The organism is Saprospiraceae bacterium, assembly GCA_016712145.1.
Classification (GTDB): Bacteria; Bacteroidota; Bacteroidia; order Chitinophagales; family Saprospiraceae; genus Vicinibacter.
This window is the reverse complement of the sequence record JADJRO010000001.1, coordinates 791,827-809,045: the sequence shown is the minus strand read 5'-3', so window position 1 is coordinate 809,045 and position 17,219 is coordinate 791,827. Positions and strand designations below refer to the sequence as shown.

General features: G+C 36.5%; 13 protein-coding genes and 1 tRNA gene. 5 read left to right on the top strand and 9 right to left on the bottom strand.

Annotation, left to right across the window (positions count from 1 at the left end):
• Positions 1–290 precede the first annotated feature (290 nt).
• Positions 291–6,017 carry a gliding motility-associated C-terminal domain-containing protein gene (locus IPK91_03520; protein ID MBK8296352.1) on the top strand — a complete coding sequence of 1,909 codons (5,727 nt, stop codon included), beginning with the start codon at positions 291–293 and terminating at the stop codon, positions 6,015–6,017.
• 278 nt (positions 6,018–6,295) lie between these two features.
• Here IPK91_03520 and IPK91_03515 read toward each other — a convergent pair whose 3' ends face one another.
• The 3 genes from IPK91_03515 to queA all read right to left on the bottom strand — a co-directional run bounded on the left by IPK91_03515 (position 6,296) and on the right by queA (position 8,378).
• On the bottom strand, positions 6,296–6,973 hold the full coding sequence (locus IPK91_03515; protein MBK8296351.1) for a (d)CMP kinase: 678 nt from the start codon (positions 6,971–6,973) through the stop codon (positions 6,296–6,298).
• A 46-nt stretch (positions 6,974–7,019) separates the two neighbouring features.
• Positions 7,020–7,241 carry a DUF2795 domain-containing protein gene (locus IPK91_03510; protein MBK8296350.1) on the bottom strand — a complete coding sequence of 74 codons (222 nt, stop codon included), beginning with the start codon at positions 7,239–7,241 and terminating at the stop codon, positions 7,020–7,022.
• A gap of 72 nt (positions 7,242–7,313) precedes the next feature.
• Positions 7,314–8,378: a tRNA preQ1(34) S-adenosylmethionine ribosyltransferase-isomerase QueA gene (gene queA, locus IPK91_03505; GenBank protein MBK8296349.1), complete on the bottom strand. Its 1,065-nt coding sequence runs from the start codon at positions 8,376–8,378 to the stop codon at positions 7,314–7,316.
• A gap of 181 nt (positions 8,379–8,559) precedes the next feature.
• On the opposite strand from queA, the gene IPK91_03500 reads away from it, so the two are divergent.
• Positions 8,560–9,810 (top strand): ABC transporter permease, encoded by a 1,251-nt coding sequence (locus IPK91_03500; GenBank protein MBK8296348.1) that lies wholly within the window; start codon positions 8,560–8,562, stop codon positions 9,808–9,810.
• A 220-nt stretch (positions 9,811–10,030) separates the two neighbouring features.
• Here IPK91_03500 and rplT read toward each other — a convergent pair whose 3' ends face one another.
• The 4 genes from rplT to IPK91_03480 form a co-directional block, all read right to left on the bottom strand.
• Positions 10,031–10,378, bottom strand: coding sequence for a 50S ribosomal protein L20 (rplT, locus tag IPK91_03495; protein ID MBK8296347.1), 348 nt, complete (start codon positions 10,376–10,378; stop codon positions 10,031–10,033).
• A 63-nt stretch (positions 10,379–10,441) separates the two neighbouring features.
• Positions 10,442–10,600, bottom strand: coding sequence for a 50S ribosomal protein L35 (gene rpmI, locus IPK91_03490; protein MBK8296346.1), 159 nt, complete (start codon positions 10,598–10,600; stop codon positions 10,442–10,444).
• Between the two features lie 174 nt (positions 10,601–10,774).
• A complete protein-coding gene (locus IPK91_03485; protein ID MBK8296345.1) occupies positions 10,775–11,362 on the bottom strand; it encodes a translation initiation factor IF-3 in 588 nt (195 codons plus the stop codon).
• A gap of 57 nt (positions 11,363–11,419) precedes the next feature.
• Positions 11,420–13,963 (bottom strand): ATP-dependent Clp protease ATP-binding subunit, encoded by a 2,544-nt coding sequence (locus tag IPK91_03480; protein MBK8296344.1) that lies wholly within the window; start codon positions 13,961–13,963, stop codon positions 11,420–11,422.
• 257 nt (positions 13,964–14,220) lie between these two features.
• Here IPK91_03480 and IPK91_03475 point away from each other — a divergent pair, with 257 nt between their 5' ends.
• The 3 genes from IPK91_03475 (at position 14,221) to IPK91_03465 (ending at position 15,725) form a co-directional block, all read left to right on the top strand.
• On the top strand, positions 14,221–14,595 hold the full coding sequence (locus IPK91_03475; protein ID MBK8296343.1) for an STAS domain-containing protein: 375 nt from the start codon (positions 14,221–14,223) through the stop codon (positions 14,593–14,595).
• Positions 14,592–15,521: a ribonuclease Z gene (locus tag IPK91_03470; protein ID MBK8296342.1), complete on the top strand. Its 930-nt coding sequence runs from the start codon at positions 14,592–14,594 to the stop codon at positions 15,519–15,521. Before IPK91_03475 ends, IPK91_03470 begins: the two co-directional genes overlap by 4 nt.
• Before the next feature lie 131 nt (positions 15,522–15,652).
• Positions 15,653–15,725: transfer RNA gene (locus tag IPK91_03465), tRNA-Lys, on the top strand.
• A gap of 363 nt (positions 15,726–16,088) precedes the next feature.
• Here the strand turns inward: IPK91_03465 and IPK91_03460 are convergent.
• Entirely contained in the window at positions 16,089–16,685 is a 597-nt protein-coding gene (locus IPK91_03460; GenBank protein ID MBK8296341.1) for a mobile mystery protein B, read from the bottom strand.
• Entirely contained in the window at positions 16,676–17,134 is a 459-nt protein-coding gene (locus IPK91_03455; protein ID MBK8296340.1) for a mobile mystery protein A, read from the bottom strand. The genes IPK91_03460 and IPK91_03455 overlap by 10 nt, the downstream gene beginning before the upstream one ends.
• Between the last annotated feature and the right edge of the window lie 85 nt (positions 17,135–17,219).

Here is a 17,219-nt window from a genome sequence, read left to right as displayed (position 1 = left end):
CCAGGCTAAAACCTTATTCAGAAGGATTTATATATATTTTTTTGAGTATTGAAGAAGCGAAAAGACAGGTCGCAGGGTCTTATGATTGCCTGAAGATTTGGAATTTAGAATAAACAATGAATTCTCGTAAATGAGTAAATTTAATAAATTGTACAACGGTACGGTTTTTGAAATTCCAAACTTTATTTGTGAAAATAAATCTAATTAATGTTAAATAAAACATTAATTTTATTTGATAATCCAAGGTAAGTATATTATTTTTTGTAATATTTAAGAAAAACATTTACAATATGTATCGAATTTTACTTTTTTTAATATGTGTTTTTAGTCTAGTTGGAACTACCCAACTGATCGCACAATGTACCCCTCCGATGGCTGAAGAGTGTGAACTCGCCAATGTGTTGTGTTCATTGGATGAGGTTAACGGCTATGCCTGTAATAACCCAAGTACAGTTGCCAGTCCATGCCAACCCTTATGTTCACAAGGGGGTGTGGGTCACAATACCAGTTGGTGGGCTTTTGTGTCTCAGGGGGGAAATGTGACCATCACATTAACCATCGGGAATTGTACAAGCTCACAAGGTATTCAATACGGAATTTGGGGAGATTGCAATTGTGGCCAAGAGGTCGTATGTCGATCAATCCCATGTATTCCACCAAATAGTACATCAACGGCAACTGCAACACTTATTCCTTGCAAAACTTATTATCTATGGGTAGATGGTTGCAGCGGGGATATTTGTGATTTTACGATTAATACTTCTGGTGGAGGGCCACCTTCCTTAGATCCATTAGGGTTTATTAATAATATAGCCAGTAAAATTATTCAACCTGTTTGTGTTGGTGCATGTAATGTTCGATTTTTTGTAAATCCACAATCAGGTGGCTGTGAGCCAACCTATGTATGGACTTTAGATGGCGATGAAGTTGGAGGCAATTCAAATGAAGTGCGTTTAGATTTTCCAGATGAAGGTGATTTTATTATTTGTGTTACAGCATATATTGGTAACCCTTCCAGTGGTTCTATTTGTTCACAGGAAGGTCCACAATGTGCTACCGTAAAAGTTAGACCCATTGCTGATAAAATGGGACCTCCACGATATATTTGTTATGAATTAGCAAATCCTGGAGGTTACAAATGGCATTCTCAACGAATTTTCCAAACGGGGGAATACCGGGAGCAATTCACTGATGCCAATTGTTGTAAATATGACTCTATTGTACAATTTTATGTTTTAGACAAACCGGATCCACCGGATGTATATTATATAACGTGTGATGGCGAACCTTATATTGATATTCTAGGCCGTGCTCACGTACCTTGTAAGCAACAATTTGAAGTTGCTTTGCCTAAAACAACCGATCCCTATCGTTGCGACAGTGCAATTCTATTAACCGCAGTTTCTGTTGATTTTGCTCCTAATTTCCGAGTACAGTGTATTGGTGGACAAGTCGAAATTTCTCCTGGAGTTCGTATAATAAAACCATGTAGTGTTGGCGAAACGTATCAATTTGAATACCGTTGGTATAAGAAAAACGATCCAGCGAAGAAAACAATCAGTCAAGATGAGAGACTTTTAGTAGATGCCGTAAAGGAAGATTATTGTGTAGAGGTAAATGTAAAGGTTGAATTAGCAACTGAATTTGCAATTTGTGCCAAAACATTCTGTGAAACATTTAATGAAGACGATCTGGCACCTAAATGTTTTCCTTTAGCAGGAGATGTAGTTTTATGTGTGGGGAAAAATGGTTCTTATTGGATTGATACGTTTATCAATCAAAAAGTTACTTTTTATACCTGGACTGTTGATGGAGGCTTTGTAGTATCTAAGCCCGATTCTCAAGGAGTAGAAATCAAATGGTTACTTCCTCCAGGTGACACAGGTACTGTTTGCGTTTATTATGATACAGACTGTGGAAGAAGCTGCGAAAAATGTATTAAAGTAGCTATTCAGGCTGTTCCTGCTCCTAAAGCGGGTCCCAATGACAGTATTTGCGATTTGGCAAATCAATTCAATGGACAAAAAGATGTAGGAGGTAGCTGGACCCAAATTGGAGGACCTGGAAACTCAAATATAACAGATATTACAGACCCTAAGTCCAATGTAAAAGTTGACTCGTTTGGAATCTATCGATATGTTTATTCTGAAACACGACTGGGTTGTACCGGTACAGATACAGTTGATCTTTATTTTAATTCTACACCGGATTCTTCTGGAATAACTTACTTGTGTAATGTTAAACAGACCCAATACAAATTGCGCTTTCAAGTGCGTGGTGGAACGCCACCTTACACTGTAGTACAAGGAAATGGTACCATTGATGCAAACAATGTCTACTTATCAAATTTCCATGATAATTTAACGAATTATACCATTTTGGTGCGCGATGCGATGGGTTGCATTTTAACATTTAATTTTAATCACGAATGTAAGTGTACCAATCTTGTTGGTGTTCTTGACAAAGGCCTTGAGAATAAATGCGAGTCAGATATATTTACGTTTTTTTATGATCCGGCCCTGGAAAAATTGGATCCAAACGATACCGTAATTTATGTTATGACAAACGATCCAGATCCAGATAATGCAGCGGGGGGATCGTTTATTAAAATGCTTAATTCCAAAACCATTGCTTATGATCCTGGTACTATGAGTTTTAATACAACTTATTACATTTTTGTTTTAGTTGGAAAGCGAAATGGTCAGGGAGGAATTGATTTTTCAGCAGGTTGTGTTCAAGTTGATGGTCCAAAACCATTTGTATTCTATAAAAACCCATTACCAAACGCAGGGGTTGACGATGCGATTTGCGGAACGGTGTATGACCTTAAAGGAATTTCTAGTATTCTGGGCACTAACTTAAAGTGGCGATTGATTTCCGGTCCATCTGGAGTTCAGTTTTCAGATGATGTTTTGGCAACTTCGTCAGTCAATACTCAAGGAAATTATGGTAAGTATGTTTTCGAATTAACGGAAGATAATAATAATTGTGCTGCTGCTGATTTGGTTGAAATTACATTCAATCCATCTCCATTTATTGCAGTGTTTGAAAAAATATGTATTGAATATATACCGCCTTATCCGTATAAAGCAACGATTAATATTACCAATGGAAAACCACCATTTACAATTTTACAGGGTGGAGGTATGATCAATGGCAATGTATATATGACCGATACGCTTGCAAGTTTAGTACAATTCAATGTAAAAATTCAAGATGCCAATGGTTGTGTTTCAAATTTAATCATTGACGACTATAACTGTGATTGTGGTGCAATCGATGCAGGAGAGTTGGATTCAATTCCAACAGAAATTTGTATTGATAAATGTGTACCAATCAAAACAATAATTCCACCAATATTAGATCCAGAAGATGTGGTAATGTATGTGTTTCACCAATCTTCATACAATGATTTAACAGTGCCAAAGCTGGATACATTCTTTAGTTTAAATGATGTGGTTTGTTTTGATGCAACGAAAGGAATGATTACTGGTAAAGCGTATTATATCACCTGCGTTGTGGGGGATGACAAAGATTTTGATGGCATAGTAGATCCAAATGATCCTTGTAAACGGGTTACTAAAAATCAACCAATCATATGGTATGATTATCCAAGTCCGGATGCAGGACCTGCGGATAGTATTTGTTTTTACAACTATCAATTAAACGGTATTACCAATACAGGTACACCAAGCTGGAGATTTATTGGAGGCAGTGGCACCAGTACGCTTTCAAATGCAGGCAATGACCAAACCAATGTTAGTGTTTCAGGAAAAGGTACTTACCAATATGAATTATCTGAGGACTTTAAAGGTTGTATTTCAAGGGATACCGTAACAGTAACCCATTGGGATGCTCCAAATTTTATTGATGTACCACCTCCTTATGAGTGCGATAATACCGCAGAAAAATTCAGAGTAACCATTGATGGTGCTAACGGAGATCGTCCATCCTGGAATATCGATGGAACGACTAATCCAAGTGGAACATTGGCCGGAAGTTTTGTAGGTGGAAATACCTGGAGAACGGATTGGATCAATAATAATGAAGTGTATCAATTGATAATCAATGACAGACATGACTGTTTGCCTGACACTACTTCAAATACCTATGAATGTCCTTGTATCAGTGGACTCGGGAATTTAAATAAAACGCCAATCATCTTATGTGCAAATGCAACAGCACAAGCTGTGTATAATGCTGCAGCCGGAAGTCCGGATGGCAATGATGTAGTTCGTTTTGTATTGTATGATGGAAATCCTGCGGATCCTAAAACTGGAACATTTATTAACGTAAATGCTTCTGGTACATTTAGCTTCCAAACAGGAATGCAATTGGGTAAAACGTATTACATCATTGTATTGATGGGAAATCCAGATCCTGTTACCGGGGTTGTACTTAATGACCGTTGTTTGAAATTTGATGTTGTGCCAGTTACCTGGTATGATTTTCCAAAAGCAGTAATAGGAGGGGTCAATAAATTAACGTGTGCCGTAACTTCTATTACATTAAATGGAACATCTTCCACCAGTGGATCAGGTGCCAACCTCAATTATCAGTGGTCGGCCTCTAATGGTGGACAATTTGTAAATCCAGGGAATGTTACCAGCAATACAACAGATATTAATGCGCCAGGTACTTATAAATTACAAGTAACAGATCCAATTTCAGGATGCACCAATGAAATTACCTATAATGTAAGTATTGATGTTCAGAAGCCAACTGTTAACATTGGTCAACCTTTGCAAATTACCTGCGATCGCTTGACTGTTAATCTAGATGGAAATGCTTCCTCTAAAGGATCTGAATACAGCGTTCGATGGACTGGTCCGGGTACTATTCAAAATGGAAATACCTATACACCAACTGTGGATGCATTGGGTACCTATCGATTGATTGTTACCAATAATAATAACGGTTGTATAGATTCATTTGCAATGAATGTAACAGCTGATTTAAGAAAACCGGTTCCAAATATTCAACAAATTGGTCAATTGACCTGTACAGTTAAACAAGTTCAACTGGATGCAAGTGCTTCAACAGGTCAAGCTGGTTCAATTGGAGGATACATTTGGTCAACTCCAAATGGCAGCATTGTTTCTGGTGTAGGAACTTCAAGAATTACAGTTGATAAACCAGGAACATACAGAGTTCAAGTAAAAGATCAAGCGAACGGATGTACCGAATTTACAGATATTGAAGTATTGGAAATTGGCAATCCATTTGCTGGAATAAATCTTGCAGCAATTAATCCACTTTGTTTTGGTGAACGCAATGGTACTGTAAATGTTACAGGAGTTATTGCAAACGGACCAGCAAACGGATTGGAGTATTCATTTAATGGAGGCCAGTTTTCAAGTTCTAAAACATTTGGAAACCTCTCACAGGGAACCTATCGATTAAAAGTTAGGGATGTGAATGGCTGTGAGCATGATACTACAGTAACTTTAATTGAACCAGGTAAATTAGGTATTGATGTTGATAAGGTGATTATTGTTGACCAGGATCAAACGGTGTTCCTGGATACGATGTTAAATCTTATTACAGGGGGTACTTCAGCCTATAGAGATACCGTTTGGTGGAATTTAAACCAAAATGTAGACTGGGAACCTAAATTGCGTTATCAGGCAGATACAACCAGAGACTTCTTGATTACATTGATTGATGGTGCTGGTTGTAAAATTGAAGACCGCGTACGTGTTGTGGTCCGTATTATAAAAGATGTGTGGTGGCCAACAGCATTTACACCAAACGGAGATAACATCAATGATCTTTGGAATCTAAAAGGTAAACGCGTTAGAAACATTAAATCATTAAATATCTATGACCGTTGGGGTGAATTGGTTTATGCAGCAAAGAATATTAAAGATGGAAATCTTGATGCCGGAGTAGGTTGGGGTGGTAACTTTAGAGGAGAAAGAGCCTTACCAGGTGTTTATGTATTCTATGCAGAAGTTGAGTATGTTGGTTCTGAAGGATCAGATATTTATAAAGGAGAATTCACACTGCTTAGGTAATTCATTTAAAGCGTAGGACTTTTAATTTACCTAATAAAATAAAAGAAAGGCCACTCTGTTATAGAGTGGCCTTTCTTCTTTTTGTAATTTAACTATTGGATCTGATTTAAATCAGCGTGTATTCTGAGGATTTTCATTGGTATGTTATATCGATCCTAACAAGTTTCAATGACCTGATTGTCTCTTAATTATGTAGATATTGAATTTCTTATAAAGCTTTGCGCTAATTACTAGCGAAGTGTTTTGTAATTATTACACTTATAAAATTCAAATGAACTCTAATTGCAATTCTTAGTTAATTTTGTCCGGATAATATGGAGGGCAAATTGTTTTTGTTGTTCTCGATTGAGATGGCTATTATCAAGTAAAATAGCATCTTCAGTTTGAATTAACGGACTGTCTTTTCGAGTTGAGTCGATTTGATCACGTTTTATAAGATTAGATTTAATTTGTTCGATGCTTTGTTGAATTCCACGTTGCTTTAATTCTGAATAGCGGCGATGGGCTCTGGTATCAATTTCGGCAGTAACAAAAAGTTTTACATCTGCATTTGGAAAAACGACACTGCCAATATCGCGTCCATCCATGATTATGGATTTTCCGGTGGCAATTTTTCTTTGCAAGTCTACCATTGCTTTTCTGATTTTAGATACTGCAGATACCTCACTTACAAGGTCTGAAACAATGGGTTGTCTGATTTCTTCTGTTACATCTTTATTGTTTAACAGGAGTTGGGGTTTTAAACCTGGAATAAAATCAATTTGAATTTGGTGTATGGGTAGGTCTTCTATAGCAAGATCTGGATTAATTTTTTTTTGCTCCAAATAATACAAGGTGATGGCTCTATACATGGCACCTGAATCAATATAAACGATGTTTAACTCAATAGCTAAATCCTTTGCCAGGGTACTTTTACCACAAGCAGAAAATCCATCTACAGCAATTATCATATGCATTGACTAAAATAAAAAAAATCCTGTCTTGCGAACAGGATTTTTAATTTTAATATTCTTCTTCATTAAAGAGGAAATCATCTTTCCGGGGATAATCCGGCCAGATATCTTCCATGCTTTCATAGATTTCTTCATCGTCTTCCAGTTCCTGAAGATTTTCTAACACTTCAATTGGAGCACCTGAACGTATGGCAAAATCTATCAGCTCATCCCGTGATGCCGGCCATGGTGCTTCTTCCAAATGATGAGCTAATTCTAACGTCCAATACATAGCTTGATTTTTATAAGGTAATTGATTTATTGTAATTCATAATTGGCATGAAAAGTTCCGTTGAGTCGAAATTTATATAATCAGCATACTGTCACCATAACTGTAGAAACGATATTTTTCTTTTATTGCCATTTCATAGGCTTCGTTTAACAATTCATGACCAGTAAATGCTGAAACCATAATTAATAAACTTGACTTTGGTAAATGAAAATTCGTAATCAACCGATTTGCTATTCTAAAATCATAGGGTGGATAGATGAATAAATTAGTCCAACCTTCCGCTGGTTTTAGGTATTTAGAGGCTGAAACAGAAGATTCTAAAGCGCGCATGGTTGTGGTGCCAATTGAAATGATGTTTTTACCTAAATCTTTGGTCTCATTTACCAATTTAGCGGTTGACTCATCAATGCGAAAATACTCAGCTTCCATTTTATGCTTAGACAAATCTTCAACATCGATGGTACGAAATGTCCCTAATCCAACATGTAAGGTTACTTCACCAAAATTTACACCTTTGATCTCAAGCATTTTATACAGTTCTCGACTCATATGGAGTCCTGCAGTTGGAGCTGCAACAGCACCGACTTCTTTAGCATAAATTGTTTGATAGCGTTCTTCGTCAGCAGATTCAAGATTTCGGGTAATGTATTTTGGCAGCGGGGTTTGTCCAAGAATTTTTAAAGCATTTTGAAATGCCTGACTGTCGCCGTCAAATAAAAATCGGATGGTTCTTCCACGCGATGTTGTATTATCTACAACTTCGGCAACCAGGACTTCCTTTCCATTTTTATCATAGAAGTATAATTTATTACCGACCCTGATCTTACGCGCTGGATCAACCAGAACATCCCATAAACGAACTTCTTTATTCAATTCTCTCAAAAGGAACACTTCGATTTTTGCACCCGTTTTTTCTTTTCGCCCGTACATACGAGCTGGGAATACCTTGGTGTTATTTATAATCATAGCATCTTTATCCTGGACATAGTCCAAAAGATCCTTAAATGTCTTGTGTTCAATTTTACCGGTATCCCGATGAATTACCATCATCCTTGAATCAGAACGCTCTTCAACTGGATATTGAGCAATTAGATTTTTAGGGAGGTTAAATGTGAACTGCGATAATTTTGTACGCATCTGTGTTTTTTAATTTCCGGCAAAAATAGGGTATCAGACATAGTAAAATCAAGTCTTTTAACAAATAATCAATGATTTTTAAAGAGGAATGTTGTTTGATGGTAGTTCTTTTTTGAGATTTAGTCGAAATTAGGGTTTAAATACTGCCTTTGATGCTAATTTTGAAGCAAAAGAAAGGGATTTGATTTTTTTAAGAATCGTATTAGACAGTTTTAATCAGGCCATCCAGCAGCTAACTAGCAATAAATTGCGCAGTTTTCTGACTTTGTTGGGGATTACCATAGGTATATTTTGTGTAATTGCTGTGCTTTCTTCTGTTGATTCCCTCGAAGAGAACATCGTTCAAAGTTTTGATAAATTTGGGAATGATGTTATTTATGTTGATAAATGGCCTTGGTCAGAAGACCCTGGTCAAAATTATTATAAGTACATGGCAAGGCCGGTAGCAGATATTAATGATTTGCGCAACATTCAAAATAAGTCAAAGCTTGCTCAAGCTGCTTCGTTGGCCGTGTTTTTACCAGGGAGGACTACAAAATTTATGGATGTTGTCGTTGAAGGTGCATACATGGCTGGAATTACAGACGACTATGATAAAATTATCAAACTTGAATTTGAAGATGGAAACTATTTTTCAGCACGTGATTTTCAAATTGGTGGAAACCAAACAATACTAGGGAATAAATTGGCTTTATCCTTGTTTCCAAAAGGGAATGGGGTAGGAAAGGAAATTAATATAGGTGGTCAGAAATTTCAAGTAGTTGGAATTTTAAAGAAAGAGGGTAAATCAATTATTTCCATAATGCCCAATGACGAAGCAGTCTTTATACCCTTTAATACCGCCAGAAAACTGGTATCTATAAATTCCAGTTCAAATTGGGGCACCTTATTAAGTGTAAAAGCAAATAAAGGAGTTGACCTTGAAGAGCTAAAATATGAAGTCTCAAGTATTATTAGACCTGGGAGAGGTTTGAAACCACGTGAAAAAGATAATTTTTCAATTAATAGAATTACCATGCTGACAAATCTTGTAGATAAAGTCTTTGGTGTAATCAATTTTGCTGGATTTATTATTGGATTGTTTTCAATGCTAGTTGGAGCATTTGGTGTGGCGAATATTATGTTTGTTTCTGTAAAAGAACGAACCAATTTAATAGGCATCAAAATGGCCATTGGTGCAAAACGTTATTTTATATTATTGGAATATTTGATTGAAGCAATCATTCTTTGCATCATAGGAGGTCTTGTAGGATTGGTTATTGTTTGGGGAGCCTTGTTTATTCTTGCTAAAGTACTTGAATTCCCAATTTACATGTCATTTCAAAATATCGCGCTTGGAATAAGTTTGTCAATACTCATCGGCATTGTAGCTGGCATTATACCTGCAATCATTGCATCCAGGATGGATCCTGTAGAAGCAATTCGGAAATAATTTAGGTTTTTTACTGAAAATAAAATAATCAATAATTGCTGTGTTATTTCACTTCATATACTTGCATTTGTTTATTGCATTACCTGAACAGATTTGATGTAACCTATTAAAATGCATCTAATATTGATTAAATGAATCAATCAATATGCTTATTAATAATAATGTAATTGTAATCGAACGTATGTTCAATTACATAATACAATCAATAAAGTAGCGGAACTTATTTTTTTACATTCTCAACCAAAGTCTGAAAAGCAGTTGCATTATTTAATGCTAAATCTGCAAGTACTTTACGATTGAGATCAATATTCTTTGTAGCCAGTAAATGGATAAACTTTGAATAACTTAAACCAAGGGGTCTAACGGCAGCGTTGATACGAGCAATCCAAAGTCTTCTAAACGCTCTTTTCTTTTCCCTGCGATGTTTGAACGCATATTTCATTGCGCGTTCTACCGCATTTTTAGCAACGGTATAAACTTTTGAACGACCACCGAAATAACCGCGGGCGGCTTTCATGATTTTCTTCCTTCTTCTTCTGGAAGCTACTGCATTGACTGAACGAGGCATATTTTTTGTTTTTTCAAGGGATCAATAGCTATTGATACTTAACCTTGGTTGTTATTAATTATATTAAAATATTCCTAATAATTGTTTCATACGTTTTTCTTCACTTTTATGTACAATTACAGAATGTACCAAATGTCTTTTGGCCTTCTTGGTCTTATGTCTCATAAAATGCGAAGTTTTAGCCTGGTAACGCTTTACTTTTCCTTTACCGGTCAATTTCATCCTCTTTTTGCTCCCGAATGCGTTTTTACCTTAGGCATATCTAAATTTTAGGTATTTAATTTTGGATGGCAAAAATATGAATTTTAATCGAATTTAAATGGAAAATCGATGCACAAAAGCTAAAATTCTGTGTTTTTTGTTAAAATTCTTTAAACCCAAACGGAATGAAGACGTTTAATTTGATTTTTTCTTTGGAGATATGATTACGTGCATCCGTTTACCTTCAAGGCGAGGGAGTTCTTCCGCAACTCCGTAAGATTCCAACTCTTTTATAAATCGCAATAAGACTAATTCTCCTCGATCTTTAAATACAATGGCCCGACCCCTAAATTGGACATAAGCTTTGACTTTTGCCCCTTCCTCCAGAAATTTAATGGCGTGCTTGGTCTTAAATTCATAGTCATGATCGTCAGTATGTGGACCGAATCGAATTTCTTTTACTACCGTTTTAGCAGTTTTTGCTTTGAGTTCCTTTTCTTTTTTCCGCTTTAGATAGAGGAATTTTTGGAAATCGATGATTTTACAAACCGGAGGATCAGCTTTTGCGGTAATTTCTACCAAATCCATCCCAAGATCAAATGCCCATTTAAGTGCTTGATCCGTATAATATACACCGGCTTCTATAGGTTTACCAGCTACTGTACTGATTTCTTCAAAATTTTCGCCAACGAGTCTAATTTGACTATTTCGGATGGCATCGTTAATGCGGAATTGTTCTTTTAGTTCGTCGAATTTATTGACAGGACCTCTTCTTAGATTCAAATGACTGGGTTTAGTTAACGTAACAAAGATATAAAATCATATATAATAATAAAAGCATTAAGATTTCTTCAAGGAACTGGTCTTGGTGGCCAGTTGGATGTAAATCAAATCCTTTTCCTTATCTAATAAGGCTTTTAGTTTCGATCCTTGCTCTGGATTTTCACTTAATAAAAATTCAGCCAGCGCATCTTCTAAATATTTCTGAACCGCACGGTGCAGTGGACGAGCACCAAATTGGGGATCAAAACCTTTCTCAGCAAGAAAATCAATGGCCTCATCTGTAAGCGTCAGGTGGTATCCTAATTGTTCTATTCGATTCAATAATTTCTTTAGTACGATGTGAATGATTTGATGCATTTCAGATTTTTCAAGACTATTGAAAATTAAAACATCATCAATTCTATTTAAAAATTCAGGGGAAAAGGTCTTTTTTAATGCATTTTTAATGACCGATTTCGTATTTTCATCTTGATTCTCCTGGCGTGTTTTTGTAGCAAAACCAACACCTTGGCCAAAGTCTTTTAATTGACGCGCCCCAATATTGGAGGTCATAATGAGTATGGTATTTTTAAAGTCAATTTTACGACCGATGCCATCGGTCAAAAGACCTTCATCTAATACCTGCAATAAGATGTTGTAAACATCCGGATGTGCTTTTTCAATCTCATCCAGAAGTATTACAGAATAGGGTTTTCTTCTGATTTTCTCTGTTAGTTGTCCGCCTTCTTCATAGCCTACATAGCCTGGAGGGGCCCCAATCAATCGGCTTACGGTAAATTTCTCCATGTATTCACTCATGTCGAGCCTGACCAATGCATCTTCGGAGTCAAATAAAAATCGCGCAATTGCTTTAGCCAATTCAGTTTTTCCAACTCCAGTAGGTCCTAAGAATATAAATGAACCAATTGGTTTCCTTGGATCCTTTAATCCAACTCGATTTCGTTGAATTGCTTTGCTGATTTTAGTAATGGCTTCATCCTGACCAACGATGGTTTGTTTAATTTCATCAGCCATGTTCACAAGTTTTTTACTCTCAGACAAAGCAACTTTTTTAACCGGAATTCCGGTCATCATGGCAACGACCTCCGCAATGTCTTCTTCGGTAACAGGGTAGCGTTTTGCTTTTGCATCGGCTTCCCATTCCAGTTTTGATTGGTCAAGTTTTTTAAGTAAACGCGATTCCAAATCTCTTAAATCGGCAGCTTTTTCGTATTGCTGACTTTTTACAGCGGTATTTTTTTGTTCTTTGATTTGATCAATTTGTGTTTCGATGTCTTCAATATGCTTTGGAACATGAATGTTTTTCAAATGCACTCTGGCTCCAACTTCATCAATTACATCAATTGCTTTATCTGGCAGGAAACGATCTGTAATATAACGGTCACTCAATTTCACACAACTTATGATGGCCTCATCTGTATAGCTTACAGAATGGTAGTCCTCATATTTGGATTTGATATTATTAAGAATTTGAATGGTTTCTTCTGCTGTTGGTGGATCAATCATCACTTTTTGAAATCTGCGATCCAAAGCGCCATCTTTTTCAATATGCTGACGGTATTCGTCTAAAGTGGATGCTCCGATACATTGCAATTCACCCCGTGCAAGTGCAGGTTTAAAGATATTGGATGCGTCCAAAGAACCTGTAGCGCCTCCTGCTCCAATGATGGTATGAATTTCATCAATAAACAGAATGACATCGCGTGATTTTTCCAATTCTGTCATGATGGCTTTAATGCGCTCTTCAAATTGCCCACGGTATTTGGTACCAGCAACCAGAGCTGCTAAATCCAACATAACAATGCGTTTGTTAAAAAGGGTTCTTGATACCCTTTTTTGAATAATTCGCAATGCCAGACCTTCCACAATGGCGGTTTTACCTACACCTGGCTCGCCAATTAAAATCGGATTATTTTTTTTTCGTCGACTAAGAATTTGAGAAACACGTTCAATTTCGGTTTCCCGACCTACGATGGGGTCTAATTTTCCTTCTTCTGCAAGTCTTGAAACATCCCGGCCGTAATTATCAAGGACAGGAGTCATGGATTTATTGCTCGATTTGCGAGAATAACTGGTTTGGCTGGGTTCGTCTTCATAAGGATCAGATTCAGAAGGACCGCTGTGTGGCAAATCTTCCAATCCCGGATCTTCTAATTTTTGTTCAGCGAGATATTCTAATTCAGATCGGTAACTTTCGTAATCCACATTAAATTGGTCCAAAATCTGAGAAGCCAGATTTTCATGATGCTTTAATAAAGACAAGACCAAGTGTTCCGGATAAATTTCTTCTTCCCGGTTGACTTTAGCTTCTAAATAGGTGAATTTCAGGACTTTTTCTGCATGCTTATTGAGAGGAAGGTTGCCCACCTGAAAGGTGGTTTCATTTCCTTTTTTTACAGGAATCGCTTCTTCAATGCGATTTCGCAAATCCTTTAGATCAACCTTTAAAGATTTCAAAACCTGAACGGCAAGGGTATCTTTTTCTTGAATCAGACCTAATAGAATGTGTTCGGTGCCAATATAATCATGACCCAGTCGGAGCGATTCTTCCCGGCTATTGGCCAAGACTTTTTTGACGTTTTGGGAAAACTTTTTATTCATTTAATGATCGAATTATATTGGAATGACAATTTTAAAGCTGTTTTGCTTAATATTTTTGTTCAAATTAATAAATAATTAACCCCATTGCTTGTATTCTGTTCTTTTTATTGCTTTTGATTCTGGTTTGCTCGGCTGCAATTTTATTACTTTTGCATTCCAAAGGTAATAAATTCGAACATTTTTTGTTCATATATTTATTTTTCTACATGGATAAAACTATATATTTTAATATTTTATAATAAAATACCTAGAAATTAATGAAATACCAAGTTGATAAACAAGATCGATATGCAATTTTTAGTCTTGAAGAGAAGAATTTAAATTCTTTGATTGCACCCCAATTGAAATCAGAATTTGTTTTCTTACGAAATGAGGGTGTTCGGAATTTAATTTTTGACATGGGGGACGTAGACTATGTGGATTCGTCTGGATTGAGCTCGATCTTAACTGCCAACAGAATTTGGAAAGACTACGGTTCTTTTGTTATGACCAATGTTAAAAGTGACAGCATTCACAAGTTGATTGAAATTTCAAAATTAGATGGCATATTGACCATTATCCCAACGGTTGAGGAGTCGGTTGAATATGTCTTTATGGAGGATTTAGAACGAGATCTCACCGAAGAAGAATGAATACAGGCACTTTTGAAGTGCAAATTTTAGGTTGCAGTGCTGCATTACCAGCCTATAATCGCTTTCCATCATCCCACATTGTCAGGATACACGACCATTCTTATATGGTTGATTGTGGAGAGGGGACCCAATTTCAACTAAACAAATATGGGATTAAACGCTCGCGAATTAAGAACATCTTTATCACCCATTTACACGGCGACCATATATTTGGGCTACCGGGCTTGATAACCAGTTATAATTTAATTAACCGACAGGATGATCTGCATATTTATGGTCCGGTAGGCATTAAAAAAATGATCCAGGAATTCCTAGCGTTTGCCTCAGGCTTGCCTAGATATCCACTTGAATTCCATGAGATTGCCAATTTTGAAGGGGATTGGTTTTTTGAAGACCAGCATGTTCGTGTTAGAAGCTTGCCATTAAAACATAAGATTACTTGTTGTGGGTATTTATTTGAGGAAAAAATGATTCGGCGAATTTTGAATTTGGAAGCCCTTGAAAAGCTTAGTATTCCGAAGAAGGTTTGGAGTCAAATTGAATCTGGACACGATATCACATTGGAGGATGGCCGTAGTTTCACAAATGAATCACTTACCAACAGTTCTCATAACAAAAGACGCTATGCATATTGTTCGGACACCATTTACAATGAAGGTCTGATTCCATATTTAACCGGAGTAGATTTATTATATCACGAAACGACTTACCTGGACGAACTGCAAGACAAAGCAATTGAAAATGGCCACAGCACCACAAAACAAGCAGCTCAAATTGCTGTTAAATCTGGAGTAGGCACCCTGCTTACTGGCCATTATTCATCCCGATACGATGCATTGGATAAGATCCTGGAAGAGTGCCAATCCATTTTTCCTAATACGATTTTAGGTGAAGAGGGCATGGTTGTTCGTGTTAGCTCCAAATGAATTGACCGGTAAATAAGCTGAATGAATAGCATTTTATATACCGTGTGGATTTATACAAGAAATTTATAATTTGTAATCCTGAATTCCCAATTAAATACTACTTTTGCAGCTCGATTTTCGGATCGTGGTACGATCTGTTAGCTCAGTCGGTAGAGCAACGGCCTTTTAAGCCGTGGGTCTTGGGTTCGAGTCCCAAACAGATCACAAAACCCGATAATCCTCTTATTCTACCGAGTAAGGGGATTTTTTATTTTATATTGAAAATCTGAGTAAAGATGACACCATTTTTTATCAAATGTTTTAGCATGTTTTGACTTCAAATTAAATTGTAGGAACCACAATTCTTTGTCATGAAGTAATTAGTTGTTTCTAATATAATCCAGGGAAGTTCATTTAAGATGATTAAATCAGGTAACAGAGTTTAATATAAGTTCTTAAGTCAATTCTATTTCTATGCTTTATTTATATTATGGTCTTCTTTCTAGAATTTAGCTTAACTCAGAATTGACTATTGTTTATTAAGTAGTTATTATAGGGAATTCTAGAAAGCTGTAACTAAGTTTGAAATTATGAACGGGCAAATGCCAATAATGGCGCTAAGTCTCCTTTATCGGTTATTTTGATGGCAGCTATATAAGCTGCTCTCGTATCAGATTGCTGAGACAGATTATTTGCACCCCATGAAAATGCAGTCTTTCTAAATAGTTTCTCGATAATAATATCGGCCATCAATCGGCTATGTCTGCCGTTGCCGTTGGGGAAACAATGAATGCTTACAAGTCGATGTTTAAACCTTATTGCAATTTCATCTGGGGAATAAGTCTTGTTTTTAATCCAGTATTTTGCATCATCCAAGAGGATTTTGAGTTCGGTGGATATTTGCCATCTATCCACGCCAAGGTTTTTGTTAGTCTTTCTGAAATCACCTGCCCAAGCCCATAGATCGGCATACATTCGTTTATGTACCTTGCGGACAAATGCTTCTGTAAAAATTACGTCCAGCTTAAATGATCGCATCAACACCCATTGTATGGCCTGTTCTATATTTTGCTGTTCAAACTCATCCAGCTCTTCACGTGTAGCAACTGTAGGAATGAGCAAGCCTTCTTTTTCTTCTTCATCCAATGGAGTTTGCCCATCAATGTATTCTAAATCTAATCCCATAGAATTTTAGGCATTTCATTTTTTATAGCAGTTGTCCTTTCTTTAATTGCTTTTTGTATTCGTTTCTTTGAGTTTTCCTGATCCTCTAGTTTCATAGAGTTGGATGTTCGTAGTACAATTTGGGTGGCCAGTTCCTTTGCCTTGCGGTAAATTAATAACTCTAATGAACCATCTTTGGGCACGAAGCCATAAACTAATTGCATATCCAATGCATTGGCGGTATCTCTTAGAGCCCTGATTGTTATAGAACCATCTTTTTCCCTTCTTTCTATGTCTTGTACACTTTGCTTGGTAATCGACAGTTTATTGCCCAATTGATGCAATGACATGCTTAAAGCAGAGCGTACCGCTTTAATCCAACCGGTTGGAGGTGGTACTACCTTTTTTAAGGCTGAAAAAGCTTGCATTTTACTGTTGAGTTGCTGAATTTGTAATGATTTCTTTCTCATATATGTAATAGTATATCCTGTCAAATAAAATACAAATGTAATACTATAATCTGACAGAATAAATATAAAAGTAAGACTATAGACT